General features: G+C 64.9%; 13 protein-coding genes and 1 pseudogene. 6 read left to right on the top strand and 8 right to left on the bottom strand.

Annotation, left to right across the window (positions count from 1 at the left end):
- From IVB42_RS32485 to xylB, 5 genes are all read right to left on the bottom strand, one after another.
- Positions 1-454, bottom strand: a 454-nt coding sequence (locus IVB42_RS32485) for a TadE/TadG family type IV pilus assembly protein (RefSeq protein WP_247395336.1), incomplete at its 3' end; no start/stop codon positions are given.
- 247 nt (positions 455-701) lie between these two features.
- Positions 702-1,649 carry an ABC transporter substrate-binding protein gene (locus tag IVB42_RS32480; RefSeq protein WP_018458273.1) on the bottom strand — a complete coding sequence of 316 codons (948 nt, stop codon included), beginning with the start codon at positions 1,647-1,649 and terminating at the stop codon, positions 702-704.
- Positions 1,650-1,802: 153 nt separating this feature from the next.
- Positions 1,803-2,858: a ribose ABC transporter permease gene (locus tag IVB42_RS32475; RefSeq protein ID WP_018458272.1), complete on the bottom strand. Its 1,056-nt coding sequence runs from the start codon at positions 2,856-2,858 to the stop codon at positions 1,803-1,805.
- A complete protein-coding gene (locus IVB42_RS32470) occupies positions 2,851-4,386 on the bottom strand; it encodes a sugar ABC transporter ATP-binding protein (RefSeq protein ID WP_085362213.1) in 1,536 nt (511 codons plus the stop codon). The genes IVB42_RS32475 and IVB42_RS32470 overlap by 8 nt, the downstream gene beginning before the upstream one ends.
- Before the next feature lie 210 nt (positions 4,387-4,596).
- On the bottom strand, positions 4,597-6,042 hold the full coding sequence (gene xylB, locus IVB42_RS32465; RefSeq protein ID WP_204510530.1) for a xylulokinase: 1,446 nt from the start codon (positions 6,040-6,042) through the stop codon (positions 4,597-4,599).
- A gap of 143 nt (positions 6,043-6,185) precedes the next feature.
- Here xylB and IVB42_RS32460 point away from each other — a divergent pair, with 143 nt between their 5' ends.
- The 4 genes from IVB42_RS32460 to IVB42_RS32445 all read left to right on the top strand — a co-directional run bounded on the left by IVB42_RS32460 (position 6,186) and on the right by IVB42_RS32445 (position 11,073).
- Entirely contained in the window at positions 6,186-7,439 is a 1,254-nt protein-coding gene (locus IVB42_RS32460; protein WP_247395335.1) for an MFS transporter, read from the top strand.
- A gap of 24 nt (positions 7,440-7,463) precedes the next feature.
- Positions 7,464-8,657 carry a M20/M25/M40 family metallo-hydrolase gene (locus IVB42_RS32455; RefSeq protein ID WP_204510528.1) on the top strand — a complete coding sequence of 398 codons (1,194 nt, stop codon included), beginning with the start codon at positions 7,464-7,466 and terminating at the stop codon, positions 8,655-8,657.
- A gap of 74 nt (positions 8,658-8,731) precedes the next feature.
- The gene (locus IVB42_RS32450; protein ID WP_247394699.1) at positions 8,732-9,820 is read left to right on the top strand and encodes a mandelate racemase/muconate lactonizing enzyme family protein; all 1,089 of its coding nucleotides are present in this window, start codon (positions 8,732-8,734) and stop codon (positions 9,818-9,820) included.
- Positions 9,821-9,924: 104 nt separating this feature from the next.
- A complete protein-coding gene (locus IVB42_RS32445; protein WP_247394701.1) occupies positions 9,925-11,073 on the top strand; it encodes an amidohydrolase in 1,149 nt (382 codons plus the stop codon).
- 6 nt (positions 11,074-11,079) lie between these two features.
- Here IVB42_RS32445 and IVB42_RS32440 read toward each other — a convergent pair whose 3' ends face one another.
- Entirely contained in the window at positions 11,080-11,391 is a 312-nt protein-coding gene (locus tag IVB42_RS32440) for a hypothetical protein (RefSeq protein ID WP_018458265.1), read from the bottom strand.
- Between IVB42_RS32440 and IVB42_RS32435 the strand changes: the two genes are divergently transcribed.
- Complete coding sequence (locus IVB42_RS32435; protein WP_018458264.1) at positions 11,390-12,175, top strand: DUF72 domain-containing protein; 786 nt, start codon at positions 11,390-11,392, stop codon at positions 12,173-12,175. The genes IVB42_RS32440 and IVB42_RS32435 overlap by 2 nt on opposite strands.
- Here IVB42_RS32435 and IVB42_RS32430 read toward each other — a convergent pair.
- Complete coding sequence (locus IVB42_RS32430) at positions 12,172-13,359, bottom strand: CoA transferase (RefSeq protein ID WP_247395334.1); 1,188 nt, start codon at positions 13,357-13,359, stop codon at positions 12,172-12,174. The genes IVB42_RS32435 and IVB42_RS32430 overlap by 4 nt on opposite strands.
- A 166-nt stretch (positions 13,360-13,525) precedes the next feature.
- Here IVB42_RS32430 and IVB42_RS32425 point away from each other — a divergent pair.
- Positions 13,526-14,026: pseudogene (locus IVB42_RS32425) on the top strand (hypothetical protein); the annotation flags it as partial.
- Positions 14,027-14,506: 480 nt separating this feature from the next.
- Here IVB42_RS32425 and IVB42_RS42395 read toward each other — a convergent pair.
- Positions 14,507-14,689, bottom strand: coding sequence for a hypothetical protein (locus IVB42_RS42395; RefSeq protein WP_345946521.1), 183 nt, complete (start codon positions 14,687-14,689; stop codon positions 14,507-14,509).
- Positions 14,690-15,688 lie beyond the last annotated feature (999 nt).

The following is a 15,688-nucleotide window of genomic DNA, read 5'->3' as shown; positions in this document are numbered from 1 at the left end:
GCAGGTTGTTCCCCCAGGTCGAGGTCGAGCCGACGCTGAAGTCGAGGGTTGGAAAGCCGGCAATCTGCATGAACTGGCTCTTGATTTCGCCCGACGCCGCCATCGTCACCGTCGATCCCTTGCCGCCATTGTTGGCGGTGTAGGTGGCGGACGCCTTGACGTTCTGGCTGCCGGTGTGGGTATAGAGTGCGGCGAAGTAAGCGGCGCCAGCGGTCGGAACCTGGTCAGCCGTGATCTTCCCATCGGACAGGTTCTTGGCGACCATCAGCGCGGCCGAATCGAGCGCACCCTGCATCGCGGTGCGGGCGTGGGCGGCGCGGCTGTAGTCGATCGCAGCGCCGACGAATGACAAGACCGGCAACAAGGCGATGGCGAAGATGACGGCGATATTGCCGCGCTCGTCCCGGGCTAGGCGACCCAACGTTGTGGCGGCGGAAGAAGGGCTCAAGGTCATCGGGAATCCTCTGCAACCTCCAATAGGCAGTGGACTCTAAAGTATACGTTAAGTTACGCGCGAAAATGCTGGCAAACCGCCTTCCGCATGCGCGGCGCCGCCAAGGAGACCCGGACCTCCTGCGGGTTCCGCAGGCCGCTTTGGTGATATGCGAACGGGGCCATCCTGCAGGGATCGCTGCCACATCTTCCGCTGGTGCCACGCGAGCCGACCAGCGCCGCATCCGGCGCCGGCCGCCTCTCGCCCGCTACTGCGACCGATCCGAGGTCCAGCCTTTGTACTCGCCGACATTGTCGCGCGTCACGAGTTTCGACGGCAGCAGCTCGACCGTGGACGCCGGCTTCTGGCCGTTGAGAATGCTGACGCCGACTTGCACGGCACGGCGGGCCATGAAGAACGGGTCCTGCGAGGCGGAGGCCTGAATCTGCGTCGCCTGCGGGTCCTTGAGGGCCGCTTCGATGTCGGGGGCGCCGTCGACCGCGGTGATGACGATGCCGGTGCGCTGCTGCTGGCGCGCGGCGAGGTCGGTTCCGATCGCCTGCGGGTCGTTGATGGCGAAGATGGCGTCGATCTTGGCGAAGCGGGTCAGATAGCCCTGCGCCACCGTGAGGCCGCCTTCGCGCGAGCCCTTGCCGTCCTGGTCGCTGGACAGGACCTTGATGCCGGGATTCTTGCCGAGCACGTTCTTGCAGCCGACCACGCGATCGATCACCGCGGAGACCTGCGGGCCGTTCTCGATGATCACGTCGCCCTTGCCTCCCAGCTTGTCGACGATGTACTGGCAGGAGATCTCGCCGGCCTGGACGTTGTTGGTGGTCACCGTGGCGTCGGCGCCTTCGGCCGCGGTGTCGACGGCAACGACGACGATGCCGGCGGCCTGCGCCTTCTTGATCGCTGGTCCGATCGCCTTGGGATCGCCAGGGTTGAGCAGGATCAGGTCGACGCCGGCGGCGATGAAATTGTCGATCTGGGTGACCTGCTTGCCGAGATCATATTCGAAGCCCACCGTCGTGATCTTCACGTTGGGGTTGGTCTTCTTGGCCTCGAACTCGGCGCCCTTCGACAACGCGACGAAGAATGGATTGCCGAGCGAGCCCAGCGAAATGCCGATCGACTTAAGCTCCTTGGCGTAGGACGGCGCGGAGCTCAGGACGAGCGCCATCGCGGCGCCGGCAAGCGAGATCGACTTCAACATTGGCTTCCTCCCTGGTCTGTTTGAAGCTCCGGCGCGGCGACCAGTTGCCGTGACGGAATGAACATGACGGCGCGGTGCCGGCTGCATTTTCATGCTCCTTGTTTGAGCATGATCCTTTCGAAAAACCGCTTCGCACTTTTTCGGATCATGCTCTCAAGTCCGAGCCGAGCCCTGCAGCCGATAGCGGTCCAGCGCCACCGCGCCGATGATGACCAGACCCTTGATCACATATTGCCAGACGTCGGACACGCCGATCAGGATCAGGCCGTTCGACAACACGGCAATGATCAGCGCGCCGACCAGCGTTCCCCAGATCGAGCCGATGCCGCCGACAAAGGAGGTGCCGCCCAGGATCACGGCGGTGATGGCGTCGAGTTCGTAGGACTGGCCGAGCTGCAGGCCATTGGCGGCGTAGAGGCGCGCTGCCTGCATCGCGCCGCCGAGGCCCGCGAGCAGGCCGGACACGCCGTAGACGAAAATCAACACGGCCCAGACCTTGATGCCGGCGAGCCGCGCCGCGCTCTCATTGCCGCCGACCGCGTAGATGTGCACCCCGAGCACGGTGCGCTTGAGCACCAGCCACGACACCAGGATGACCAGCAACGCGATCACCCAGAGCCAGGGAATCGACAATACGCCGGGAATGAGGGTCAGAGCACCGTTGCCGATGAAGGCATAGGGGATCGACGGATTGAACACCGTGGTGTCGGCGCCGAGCAGGCGCGCCGCGCCGCGCACGGCGGTCAACGATCCCAGCGTGACGATGAAGGGCGGCAGGCGCAACAGCGCGATCAAGCCGCCGTTGAGAATGCCGAAGACGGTGCCGGTGAGCACCGCGGCCGGCAACCACAGCGCCCCAAGATCGGGAAATTTGGAGATGATCAGCCCGGCCATCGCCGCCGCCGCCAAGATGGAGCCGACCGACAGGTCGATGCCGCCGGTGAGGATGACGAAGGTCATGCCTGCGGCCAGCACGGTATTGACCGCGGACTGCTGCACCACGATGCCGATGTTCTGGCCGGTGAAGAAGCGGCCGTCCGACAGCACGTGAAAGCCGATGCACAAGAGCAGCAGCACCGGCAGCATGCCGACCGCGCGAATGATCATCCGCGTCCGCTGCCGCTTCGTCTCCTGCGCGGCGGCAAGACCGGGCGCGACGGGGACGGCTTTGGCGGGGGCGGTGTTGGCGGAAGCGCCGTTCTCAGGCATCGAGCTGCTCCGTTCCGGTGGCGAGGGCCATGATCTCCTCCTGATTGAGCGGCGATGTCGCGTCGCGCCGGATCTGCCCGGCGATATGTCCTGCACGCATCACGATGACGCGGTCGCAGATGCCGATGATCTCGGGCAGGTCGGACGAGATGACGAGAACCGCGGTGCCCGACTTCGCGAGATTGTCGATGATCGAATAGATCTCGGACTTGGCGCCGACGTCGACGCCGCGCGTCGGCTCGTCGAGGATCAGGATCTTCGGGCCGATCGCGAGCAGCCGCGACAGCAGCACTTTCTGCTGGTTGCCGCCGGAGAGCCCGCCGGCGGGAACACCGACATTCGCAGCGCGGATGCCGAGCCCCGCGAACGCGCGCTTGGCGCGGTCACGGGCCTTGTCGCGGTCGAGAATGCCGCCGAATTTCGCATCGCGGCCGAGCACCGCGAGATTGATGTTGTCGAGGCAGGACATGTCGAGGAACAGGCCGAGCGCCTTCCTATCCTCGGTGAGGTAGGCAATGCCGGCGTCCAGCGCCTCACCGGGCGTGCGGATGGAGGCCGCGCGCCCGTCGATCTCGACATGGCCGGAGATCATGGGCGCGGCGCCGATGATGAGGTGCGCAAGCTCGGTGCGGCCGGCGCCGACCAGGCCGGCAAGCCCTACCACCTCGCCCGCATGCACCGTCAGCGAACATCCCTTGACGCGCCTGCCGTCGGCGATATCGACAGCCGCAAGCACGGGAGCTCCCGAGCGCGCGTTGGGATCGTTCCTGGGATCATGCTCCTTCTTGTAGAAGGACGAGACGTCGCGTCCCACCATCATCCGGACGATGGTGTCGGCACGGATGTCTGCCTTGTCGAGCGAGCCGACCAGCGTGCCGTCGCGCAGCACCGTGACGCGGTCGCCGAGCGCATAGACCTCGTCCATGCGATGCGAGATGTAGATGATGGCGAGACCTTCGGCGCGCAGCTGGCGGATCAGCGCGAACAGCCTTTCGCTCTCACCGGCCGACAACGCGGTGGTCGGCTCGTCCATGATCAGGATCCTGGAGCGGGCGTGCAGCGCGCGCGCGATCTCGACCAGTTGGCGCTGGCCCATCGAGAGATTGGCGACCTGCGTCTGCGGCGTGAAATCCGCGCCGAGCCGCGCCAGGATCGGACCGACGCCGGCCTGCATCGCCTCGCGCGCCAGCAAGCCGCCGCGGGAGACCTCGCGACCGAGATAGATATTCTCCGCAACGCTCAGGTTGGGGGCGAGCGAGAGTTCCTGATAGATGATCGCGATGCCGGCTGCGCGGCCGCCGAGCGGACCGCTGATCTGCACGGGCTGGCCGTCGATGCGGATTTCGCTGCCCGGGTCCGGCCGGTAGGCGCCCGACAGGATCTTCATCAGGGTGGATTTGCCGGCGCCGTTCTCGCCCATCAAAGCGTGGATTTCGCCCGCGTAGACGGTGAGGTCGACGTCGCGCAGCGCCTTGATGCTGAAGAACGATTTAGAGACCCGGCGCATCTCGAGGATGGGCTCGCTCATCACACCTCCCCGATGCGCCGACGGCGGCATCGCAATCTCACCCGCGTCTCGTTGGTCCCTGGCGCGCGCGCAAGCATTAAACAAAAGGTTGTGGCGCAGGGCAATACCTCCGGCATACCGACCAACGGTCCGGCGCTGCTTTTATCTTTTGCAGACGGAACCGATCCCGCGCGTGATGCCTTTTCTTCGCCACATCATCGCGTATCGCGATCAGCGCCGCGGCCGGTACAGGCGGCGCCATTGCGGCAGCCGCTCGGCATAGGCCTGCGCAAGCGCGCCGTCGGGCTCGAAGGTCTCGACGCGCTGTGGCGCGGTGCAGACGGCGTCGATCGCCTCACCGGTGACGGCGAGGCGGCCAAGCCGCGCCGCACCGAACGCCGCGCCCGTCTCGCCGTCGGCAAAGCGATGCACCGGCACGTTCAGGACATTGGCCAGCACCGAAAGCCAGAACCGCGACCGTGAGCCGCCGCCGATGACATCCGCCTCCGCGATCACCAATCCGGTCTCGGCCAGCACGTCCCGGCAATCCGCAAGCGCGAAGGCGACGCCTTCGAGCACGGCTTGCACGATCGCGTCACGATCGGTGGCGTGACTGATCCCATCGAGCATGCCGCGCACGTCGGGGTCATCGTGCGGGGTGCGTTCGCCGGAGAGGTACGGCAGGAAGCTGACCGGCGACGGCGCCCGCGGGCGCAACCCGAGCGGCGCCAGCAGCTCAGTCTCAGGGATCCCCAACAGCCGCGCGATCCAGGCCAGGCACGATGCCGCCGAGAGGATCGCGCCGGCTTGAATCCACCTGTCGGGGACGGCGTGACAGAACGTGTGCACGACCCGCTCCGGATTGGCCGCGATCGTCTCGGTCGGCACCAGCAATGCGCCGGAGGTTCCGAGCGAAATGAAGGCTGCCCCGGGATTGATGGCGCCGATGCCGATGGCTCCCGCCGGATTGTCGCCGGCCCCGCCCGCGATCATCGGCCGCCCGGTCATGCCCCAGCGCTGCGCCAACTCGCTCCGCAGCCGTGCAGCCGGCGCGCAGCCCTCGACCAGACGGGGCATCTGCCGGCGCGATAGCGCGGTCGCGGCGAGTCCTTCATCCGACCAATCGCGGCTGCTAACATCGAGCCACAGCGAACCCGAGGCGTCCGAGACATCCTCGATCGCCTCGCCGGTCAGCACCAGGCGCAGATAGGCTTTTGGTTGCAGCACGAGTTTTGTCGCCGCGAAGATCTCCGGTTCGTGCCTGGCGACCCACAGCAATTTTGGCGCGGTGAATCCCGGCATCGCCTTGTTGCCTGTCGTGGTCCGCAAGGCGGGCCAGCGCCGCTCCAGCTCGGCGCATTCCGCAAAGGACCGTCCGTCATTCCAGAGAATGCAGGGCCGCAACGGCCTGTGGCTGGCGTCGAGCAGCGTCGCGCCGTGCATCTGGCCGGACAGGCCGATGCCCTCGACCTCGGCCAGCTCGCGCGCGTGATCCGCCTTCAGCGCGTCCAGCGTCGCGAACGTCGCCTCGATCCACTGTGCCGGGTCCTGCTCGCAATGGCCGGGACGCGGCGAGGAGACCGTCAGTGACCGGCTGCGGCTCGCCACCACGCGCTGCGCGTCGTCGACCAGAACGATTTTGACGGCGGAGGTGCCGAGGTCGATGCCGAGATACATGATGTCACTAGCCTTGCACGTTTAGGATCTTGCGCGTCCGTTGCCTTGTGCATCCACGACATTGCGGCCATGGCGGTCCCGATGTTGGCATGCACCCGTCAATCATGTAACCCCACCCGAAACCTTGCCGGGACGCAACGCCCATGACCACCGCCGCCACCCACGACGCGGGAGCCACCCGCGCGCTGATCTTTGCGCTGCTTGCGCTGGCCTGCGGGCACATGCTCTCGACCTTGCTGCGCACCATTCCGGCGGTCAGCCTCGACCTGATGGCGGCGGATTTCGGCATCGAACCGCAAGCGCTGGCGAGCCTCACCTCGGTCTACCCGTTCGCGTTTGCGGCCGCGCAGATCCCGGTCGGTGCGGCGATGGACCGCTTTGGCGTGCGGCCGGTGTCGCTGAGCCTGCTCGCGGGAACCGTGGTCGGCGCCATCGCGTCGGGGTTCGCAACGGGACCCGAAAGCTTCGCCATCGGGCAGGGGCTGCTGGGCATTGCCACCTCCGGCATGCTGATGTGCCCGATGACGTTGGCGGCCAAGCAATTGTCGGCCGCGCGCTTTGGGCTGTGGTCGGGCGCGATCCTCTCGATCGGCAATATCGGCATGCTGTTGTCGTCGAGTCCGCTCGCCTTCGTGGTCGACACTTGCGGCTGGCGCGCCGGGTTCTGGATCTCGGCGCTCGGCGGCATCGCCGTGGCGCTCGCGGTGTTCCTGCTGGTGCCGAGCCAGCCGGCCGAGCACAAGGACGAGTCCTCGCCGCTGTCGCAGATGATCGAGGTGCTCAGGCTCGGACTGTCGCGGCCCTTGCGCGGCCTGATCGCGCTGGCGCTGGTGTCGCTTGCGACCTCGCTGGTGCTGCGCGGCCTGTGGGGCGGACCGTGGCTGATGCAGGTCAAGGGATTGTCGCGGGTCGAGGCCGGCAACCAGCTCGGCGCGTTCACGCTGGCCATGATCGCAGGTCCGCTTGTCATCGGCATGATCGACCGCAGGCTGGGACGCCGCCGCGCGCTGGTGGCGGGAACGCACCTCGTCGGGGCGTTGCTGCTGGCGCTGATGGCGTTAGGGGCCCCGCGCTATGCCATTTCCGTGTTGTCTGGTGTTGCGGTGATGCCGCCGCAATACGACCTCGTGCTGTTCGTGCTCATCGGGCTTGCCACTTCCGCACAGCCGCTGCTGTTCGGCATGTCGCGGCAGCTGGTCGACGCCCAAGTTGCGGGCAAGGCGCTCGCGGCGATCAACCTCGCCTTCTTCCTCGGCGCGGCGCTGATGCAATCGATCACCGGTGCGGTGGCGGCGTTTGCAGGGTTGCCGGCGGTGCTGCTTTTCATGGCAGCCATGCTTGGCATCGGCGCGCTGATCTTTTTGGTCTATACCTCGCCAAGACCGACGATAGAGTAGAGCCCTGCATCAAGGGGACATCTCATGCCTGTCGACACCAAAGCCGCCACCGACCGCCTCTTGCGCTTTCTCGCCGTCGAGGGCGTCACCGGACAGGAGGCCGCGATCGGGCGTGAGCTCACGGCTGCGCTGAAGGAGAGCGGCGTGCCGGCGAAAGCGATCCGGCTCGACGACGCCAATACCCGCATTCCGGTGCCGACCGAGACCGGCAACCTCATCGTCGACCTGCCCGGCCGCGGCGCGCTGCACAACCAGCCGCGCATCATGTTCATGACCCACATGGATACCGTGCCGCTATGCGCCGGCGCCAAGCCGAAAAAGTCGGGTCGCAAGATCGTCAATGATGCGAAGACCGCGCTCGGCGGCGACAATCGCTGCGGCTGCGGCGTGCTGGTGACGCTGGCGGCCGAGCTCGAAAAGCAGCAACTCGATCATCCGCCGATCACGCTGCTGTTCTGCGTGCGCGAGGAGAGCGGGCTCTATGGCGCGCGCCACGTCAAGCTGGACGAACTCGGCTCGCCGGTGATGGCCTTCAACTATGACGGCGGCTCGGCTTCCAACGTCGTCATCGGCGCGGTCGGTGCCGACCGCTGGACCGTGGAAATCTTCGGCCGCGCCTCGCATGCCGGCGTCGCGCCGGAGCGCGGCATCTCCTCGACCATGATCCTCGCGCTTGCGCTCGCCGATGTGAAGGCCGGCGGCTGGTTCGGCAAGGTGGTCAAGCGCAAGCAGCAAGGCACCAGCAATGTCGGCCCCGTCACCGGCGGCGAAGGGCGGCCTGCGGGCGACGCCACCAACGTCGTCACCGACTACGTGCATGTGCGCGGCGAAAGCCGCAGCCATGACGGAAAGTTCTTCAAGGAGATCACGAAAGCCTACAAGGCCGCGTTCGAGAAGGCGGCCAAGAAAGTCACCAACGCGCAAGGAAAGTCCGGCAAGGTCAAGTTCAAGGCCGAGACCGACTATTTCCCGTTCCGCATGAAGGACAACCTTCCTGTCGTCAGACGCGCGGTGGAGGCCGTGTCCGCCGTCGGCGGCACCCCGAACGTGCGCACCGCCAATGGCGGCCTCGATGCCAACTGGATGGTCCGCCACGGCGTTCCGACCGTGACCTTCGGCGCCGGCCAGAACGAGGTGCACACGATCGACGAGTGGATCAATCTCGACGAATACGACCGCGCCTGCGCGCTGGCCGTGCAGCTCGCGACGATGCGGTGAGCTGCCTTGCATGGCGCGCGCTTGCCGGGCGGTGCGCGTCGGCCTAGCCTGCAAAGAAAACGCAGGGAGGCCGCATGCCGCGCATTTCGACCATCGAGACCGGATTCTACCGGATTCCCCTTCCCGTCACGCTGTCGGACTCGATGCATGGCGACATGGCGGCGTTCGAGCTGATCACCTGCCGCATCCGGGATGCCGATGGCGCCGAGGGGGTCGGCTACACTTACACGGTCGGACGCAATGGCGGCGCCGTCGCCGACATCCTCAAGCGCGAGATCCCGCCGCTCGTCGAAGGCCGCGAGGCCGATGATACCGAGGCGATCTGGCACCAGGTCTGGTGGGCACTGCATTATGGCGGGCGCGGCGGGCCAGCGGTGCTGGCGCTCTCGGCACTCGACATCGCGCTGTGGGATTTGAAGGCGCGGCGCGCGCAATTGCCGCTGTATCAGTTGCTCGGCGGATTCGACGCGCGCGTGCCGTGTTATGCGGGCGGCATCGATCTCGATCTCTCCGTCGAAGCACTGCTCGCGCAGACTGACGGCAATCTCAGCAAGGGCTTTCGCGCCATCAAGATGAAGGCCGGCCGCCCCGATCTCAAATCGGATGTGGCGCGGGTCGCGGCGATGCGACAGCATCTCGGTGACGGCTTTCCGTTGATGGTGGATGCCAACATGAAATGGACGGTCGAGGACGCGATCCGCGCCGCCCGCGCGTTCCAACCGTATGACCTCACCTGGCTCGAGGAGCCGATCATTCCCGACGACGTCGCGGGCCACACTCGCATCATGCAGGCCGGCGGCGTGCCGATCGCGGCGGGCGAGAATTTACGTTCGCTTTGGGAGTTCAAGAACTACATCGTCGCGGGCGCGGTGTCCTATCCCGAGCCTGACGTCACCAATTGCGGCGGCGTCTCCGCCTTCATGAAGATCGCGCGGCTGTCGGAGGCGTTCAACCTGCCCGTCACCAGCCATGGCGCGCATGACGTCACCGTGCACCTGCTCGCGGCCTGCCCGAACCGGTCGTATCTGGAGGCGCACGGTTTTGGGCTCGACAAATTTATCGAGCATCCACTGGTGCTGCAGGACGGGCTTGCGCTCGCGCCAGACCGTATCGGCCACGGCATCAGCTTCGATTGGGACGGGCTGGCGAAGCTGTCGGCGTAGACGGAGCGCGTTGCTGCACGCGAGGCATTCGCTGAGGCTTGATGCAAGCTGCGGTTATTCGGCTATGGTGTCGACGCCGACACACAAGCCGAGAGATTCCCGCCTTGACCCCCGAGCTGCACCAGAAACTGACCGCGTGGCGCCGGCATTTGCATGCGCATCCCGAACTGTCGCTCCAGGAGAAAGCCACCGCGGCCTTCGTGCAGGGCAAGCTCACCGAGCTCGGCATTTCCTTCGAGGCCAACATCGGCGGTCACGGCATCGTCGCGACCCTGACGCGCGGCCACGCCCAGGGCCGCGTCGGCCTGCGCGCCGACATGGATGCGCTGCCGATCACCGAAGATACGGGGCTAGCTTACGCTTCGCAAAACCCCGGTGTGATGCATGCCTGCGGCCATGACGGGCATACCGCTTCGCTGCTCGGCGCGGCCGCGCTGCTCGCCGCCGACACCAGCTGGAGCGGGACGGTCGATTTCATCTTCCAGCCGGCCGAGGAAGGTTATGGCGGCTCGCGCGCGATGGTCGCGGCCGGGCTGTTCGACCGCTTTCCGATGCAACGGGTGTTCGGCTTTCACAACTGGCCGGGGCTCGCCGCCGGCACCATCGCGGTCCATGACGGCGTCGTCATGGCCTCCGGCGGGCGCATCACCATCACCATCGATGGCCATGCCGGTCACGCCGGCATGCCGCATCTGACGCGCGATCCGGTGATGGCGGCCGGCCATTTGATCGTGGCGCTGCAATCGATCGTCTCGCGCAGCGTCGATCCGCTCGACACCGCCGTGCTCTCGCTCTGCACGCTCGAAGGCGGCACGGCACGCAACCAAATCGCCGGACGCGTCTCGATCGGCGGCACGCTGCGTTACCATCGCGATGCGGTGAAGGACACCGTTTTGGCGCGGATCGAACAGATCTGCGCCGGGATTGCCACGAGCTTCGGCGTCAAGGTCACGCCCGAGATCGTCATTGGCGTCGGCGTGGTCATCAACACGCCGGCAGAAGCGGATCTCGCGCGCCTCGCGGCGGACAAGGTACGGGCCGAGTTGCGGCGCGACCTCGCGCCCAGCATGGCCGGCGAGGATTTTGCCCACTATCTCTCGCGGCGTCCGGGCGCCTTCGTCTGGATCGGCAACGGCGAATTGCGGGATGGCGCCGAGCTGCACGGCCCGCGCTATGATTTCAACGACGCGATCCTGCCGGTGGCATCGAGCTGGATGGCGGAAGTCGCCAAGGCGGCGCTGGCCTCGAACTAGGCCCGCTCACGAGATCTCGCGCGGCAACTTCCAGCCGGGCTTCGGCTCGAACGTCTCCTCGACCTGCGCGACGTGATAGCCGGCGGGCAGAAGGCGGCCGCCCTCCTCGTCCGCGACCGGTACGTCGGTTACCAGCCCCTCGATCAAGGCGGCTTCCCACACCTCCTTCTCCGTCGGAAAGGGATCGCCGATCTGCTTGTTGCCTTCGAACAGCGCGTACATCGGTTCCGGTCCTGCGTTGATCAAGCTCACGAGCAACGTATCGGCCGCACGGACGTTCCCATCCGGCAAATCGCAATGGATGGACACGTCGAACATGGCGCGCGTTCTGATCGGAACTTCCGGCTGGCATTACGCCTCCTGGCGAGGCCCGTTCTTTCCCAAGGGCGTGACGCTGAAGCAGCAGCTGAGCTACTACGCCGGACAGTTCGACACCACCGAGCTGAACGGGGTGTTCTACCGCACCCCGACGCCGGAGGCCGTCGAGGGTTGGCGGGAGCAGACCGGCCGCGATTTCGTCTTTGCCTGGAAGGCCTCGAAATTCATCACGCACTGGAAGCGCCTGTCGGATCGCTCGGTGAACAGCCTCGAACTGCTGGAGGATCGCATCTCACGGCTCGGCGGCAAGGCCGGCCCGATCCTGTTCCAGCTCCCGCCGCAATTCGAGGCCGACGCGGACCGCCTCGCCGGCTTCTTCAAGCTGTTGTCGCGGAAGCGGCGTTACAGTTTCGAATTCCGTCATCCGAGCTGGTATCAGCCGCGCATCTTGCGGATGCTGGCCGACGAGAACATCTCGCTGTGCCTGTCCGATCATCACGACGCGCCCGCGCCATGGAAGCGCACGGCGGATTTCGTCTATGTGCGCGGGCACGGGCCCAGCGGGCGCTATCACGGGCACTATACGAAACCCACGCTGGCGCAATGGGCGCGGCGCATCAAATCCTGGAAGCGGCAGGGCTGCGACGTCTACGTCTATTTCGACAACGACCAGAAGAGCGCAGCGCCGGCCGATGCACAGGCGTTGAAGCAATTGCTCAACGTGCGGCAAAGCGCGGCGATCACGACGGCAAGCCGCCGTGCAGGTGCCGTTGTTCACCGCTAGACGATGCCGCCTTGCCGGAGCGCCGCGATCGCGGCCTTGTCGTAGCCGAGCTCGGTCAGGATAAGATCGGTATGCTCGCCGAGCGTGGGCGGGCGAATCGCGATTTCGCCGGGCGTTTCCGACAGGCGGACGGCGGCGCGTGCCACCGGTGCGGGCTTCGGCAGACCTGGATAGTCGACGTCCTGCATGAATCCGGCGGCGCGGACGTGCGGATGATCCAGCGCCTGCTGCGGGCTCAGCACGGGGCCGGTCGGAATCATGGCCTTGCCCAGGGTGTCGACGGCTTCCTGCGTGGTGCGCTCGGCGCACCAGCGCGCCATGCGCTCGCTGATGACAGGGCCATTGTTGCCGCGGCTGATGTCGTCGGCAAAGCGCGGATCGTTCAGCCAGACCTCCTCCTCGCCCATCAGTTTCGCCCAGCGCTTGAACAGCGGATGCCCCGTGACCTGGCACAGCACCCAGCCGTCCCTGGCGCGGTAGATGTCGGCGGGCGCCGCGGTCTGGCCGAGATTGCCTGTCGGCACGCGATTGACGTTGATGACGGCCTGCTCGATCAGCGTCGCGTTGGTGAAGGACAAGGCGGTTGCGAGCAACGCGCCCTCGACGATCTGCCCGCGCCCGGATTTGCCGCGCTCGATCAGTGCGGCGAGCGTGCCGAACGCGCAATGTAGCGCGGTCCCGAAATCGACCCAGTTGACCGCGGCCCGGTAGGGTGGATCGCCGGCGCCCGTCATGTACACCGAGCCCGACATGACCTGGCCGACACCATCGAAGCCGACACGGTCGGACCATGGCCCCGGCCCGCCAAACGCGGTGGCCGTCGTCAGGATGATGTCCGGCTTGATCGCCTTGAGCGAATCGTAGTCGAGCTTCATCGCGCGCAAGGTCTGCGGCGGCAAATTGGCGACGACCACGTCCGCGGTCGCAATCAGGCGGCGCATCACCTCCTGTCCTTCCGGCTTCATCGGATCGAGCGTGAGGCACTTCTTGTTGCGGTTGACTTGAAGAAACAGCGCGCCTTCGCCAGTTTCGCCGACCGGCGCCACGAAACGATCCTCGCTGCCGTCGCGCTTCTCCACGCGAATGACCTCGGCGCCGAATTCGGCCAGCAAGGTCGCGCAATAGGGCCCCGCGATATAGCGCCCGAAATCAAGAACGCGGACGCCCGCCAGAACCCCTCCCATCGATCTCTTTCCTTTGTGCTTTTTGTCAGCTTACAGGGATTGGCATTTGCGGCAAGGTGGCAATGGACGCCATGCCCCACCCTCGAGATGTGATCGGCGAATCATTTCGACTGGCGGAAATTGTGCTCTAGTATGGACCTGTCCCTCCCCCATCAGAGCCCCGTCCATGCCGCAACAATTCGATCGATCCAAAGAAGATCTCGGCAACGCGATCCATTTCGAGCACGTCAACATCCAGGTCCCGGACCAGCGCCTCGCCACGCTGTTCTATGTCGCAGGTCTCGGGCTCACCCGCGATCCGTATCTGATGGTGTCCGACACCAACATGTGGATCAACGCCGGACGGAGCCAGTTTCATTTGCCGAGCGGCCGGCCGCAGGTGCTGCGCGGTCATGTCGGACTCGTCATCGCGGGCCGCGAGGCGCTGCTGGCGCGATTGGCGTCGGTCGCCAAAAAGCTCGAGGGCACCGCGGTCGCCTTCGCCGAGCATAACGACCATGTCGAGGCGATTTGTCCGTGGGGCAACCGCCTGCGCTGCTACGAGCCCGACGCCGCGCGCTTCGGCCGTGTCGCGCTCGGCGTTCCCTATGTCGAGTTCGACGTGCCGGTGGGATCGGCCGCTCGCATCTGCGCCTTCTACCCCGAGATCATGGGCATGCCATCCGAGTTTCAAGAACCAACTGACATCGCGCGGAGTGCATTCGCTGACGCATTCGGACTGCGCGGAGATCGTGGAGCACTTGATCGAAAAGCTCACTGAGCTTGAGCTTAGTTTAGCGCGAGAAGTAGCCAACAACCAGAAACTGCAGTAGCACGAAGCATGATGAGCAATCGAGACTGACAGCGGCGTGATTGCTGATCCGTTCCGCTGCCCGATGGCCGCAGTCTGAACACGCTGCACGTCGCCACGACCGACGACGCTCTCGGCGCGCGAGCATGATGCGCCGGAATGGTGCCCCTAACGACATTGATGCTGTTTGTGGCACTATCGGCGCAGGTCGCGCCCATGGGCGAGAGACCGTCTCGATTAACCCGACCGAGATGTGTAGAGCGCCGACAGCGACCCAACTCACGACTAGGTGAGTAGGCCATGTGCTTACAAGGCAGAGGCCCCGGAGTGCCTGAGGCGGACCTCTTCCCTCATCAACTAATCGTCGTCCCGGTCGTGAGGATGGTGTTCGAGGTGGTGCTCATGGTGATGGTGCTCTGCCCCACCTCCGTTCACACCTTTTGCCCCAGACGCAGCGATGGCGTTTGACGTGAGTGAGGTCGATAGAAGCAAGGTCATGGCGGGCGGCGTTACGGCCGCAAATCTACTGCAGGTCTTCAAAAATTCACGTCGATCGTCATCTTCTGTCGAGGTATGACATCCACTTCACGAACGTCTTCGGACCGACAAAGGTACCACATTATTTTCAGTTATCCGAATTTAATTCGTAAAATGTATTAATCGATCATAGGCAGCTTAATATTCGGGGTTGGGTGAATCCGAACGTGACCTCCTCAACGGCGGTGGCGCTCTTGAGTATGTCCAGAGCAGTGATCCGTCGGGAACGGATGGGAGTATCGTCCTAATTAAATGGACAGCTTCTTGATGTTGTTGTAATTTCTCGGGTTTCAGCTTCGGAACTGATGTTTTGGAGCAACTCATGCCGGAGTATCGAGCCTACATTCTTGGATCGGACGGCCACATACAGCTTCGCCTTGAACTTGATTGCGTCGACGAACCAACGGCGAGCGAACGAGCCAAGCAGCTCGTTAACGGCCAAGACGTCGAGCTTTGGGAAGGCGCGCGCAAAATCGCGACATATAGGCCAGAAGAGTAAGGTCGCCGACACTGGCGCGCTGGACCAACCCACATTTCGATTGCCGCGACGAGTATCTTGCTCATAGGGGCATAAGCGCACACTGCGCGTCATTCGTGGTCGCCGTTGCTTCGGGGGCAATCGTCTCCCGGCGCGAGTAATCATTCGCCTCTGTGCGTGCTTGAGGCTCTGTTCTTTCATTTGCACAAGCGACGTTGCATTCTTGGAAATGGGACGACAGCTCAAGCTCAGCCAAGTGCTCCCAGTATTCTGCTTCCGCGAGGAGCTTCCATTTATTCACGCCATTGTACGCTGCTTGTTGACGACACAGCGAACCCATCGCGCGTAAGCGTCGCACCTTCTCCACTGCGGACCCCCTTCGGCTTGTTTTTGACAAACCTGTTATTTCTGAGTGTCAGAGTTAAGTAAGCGCGATTTTCTCCGCACGATGACGCCCGCGCTTTTGACGGATGGCCTTCGTATCGAGGGCGGCATCTGACCCGTTCAGGCAGCGGCGGTTTTGG

Source organism: Bradyrhizobium sp. 45, assembly GCF_023073155.1.
In the GTDB taxonomy this organism is placed as follows: domain Bacteria; phylum Pseudomonadota; class Alphaproteobacteria; order Rhizobiales; family Xanthobacteraceae; genus Bradyrhizobium; species Bradyrhizobium canariense_D.
The sequence above is the reverse complement of the archived record's forward strand: the minus strand, read 5'-3'. Positions and strand labels throughout refer to the sequence as shown.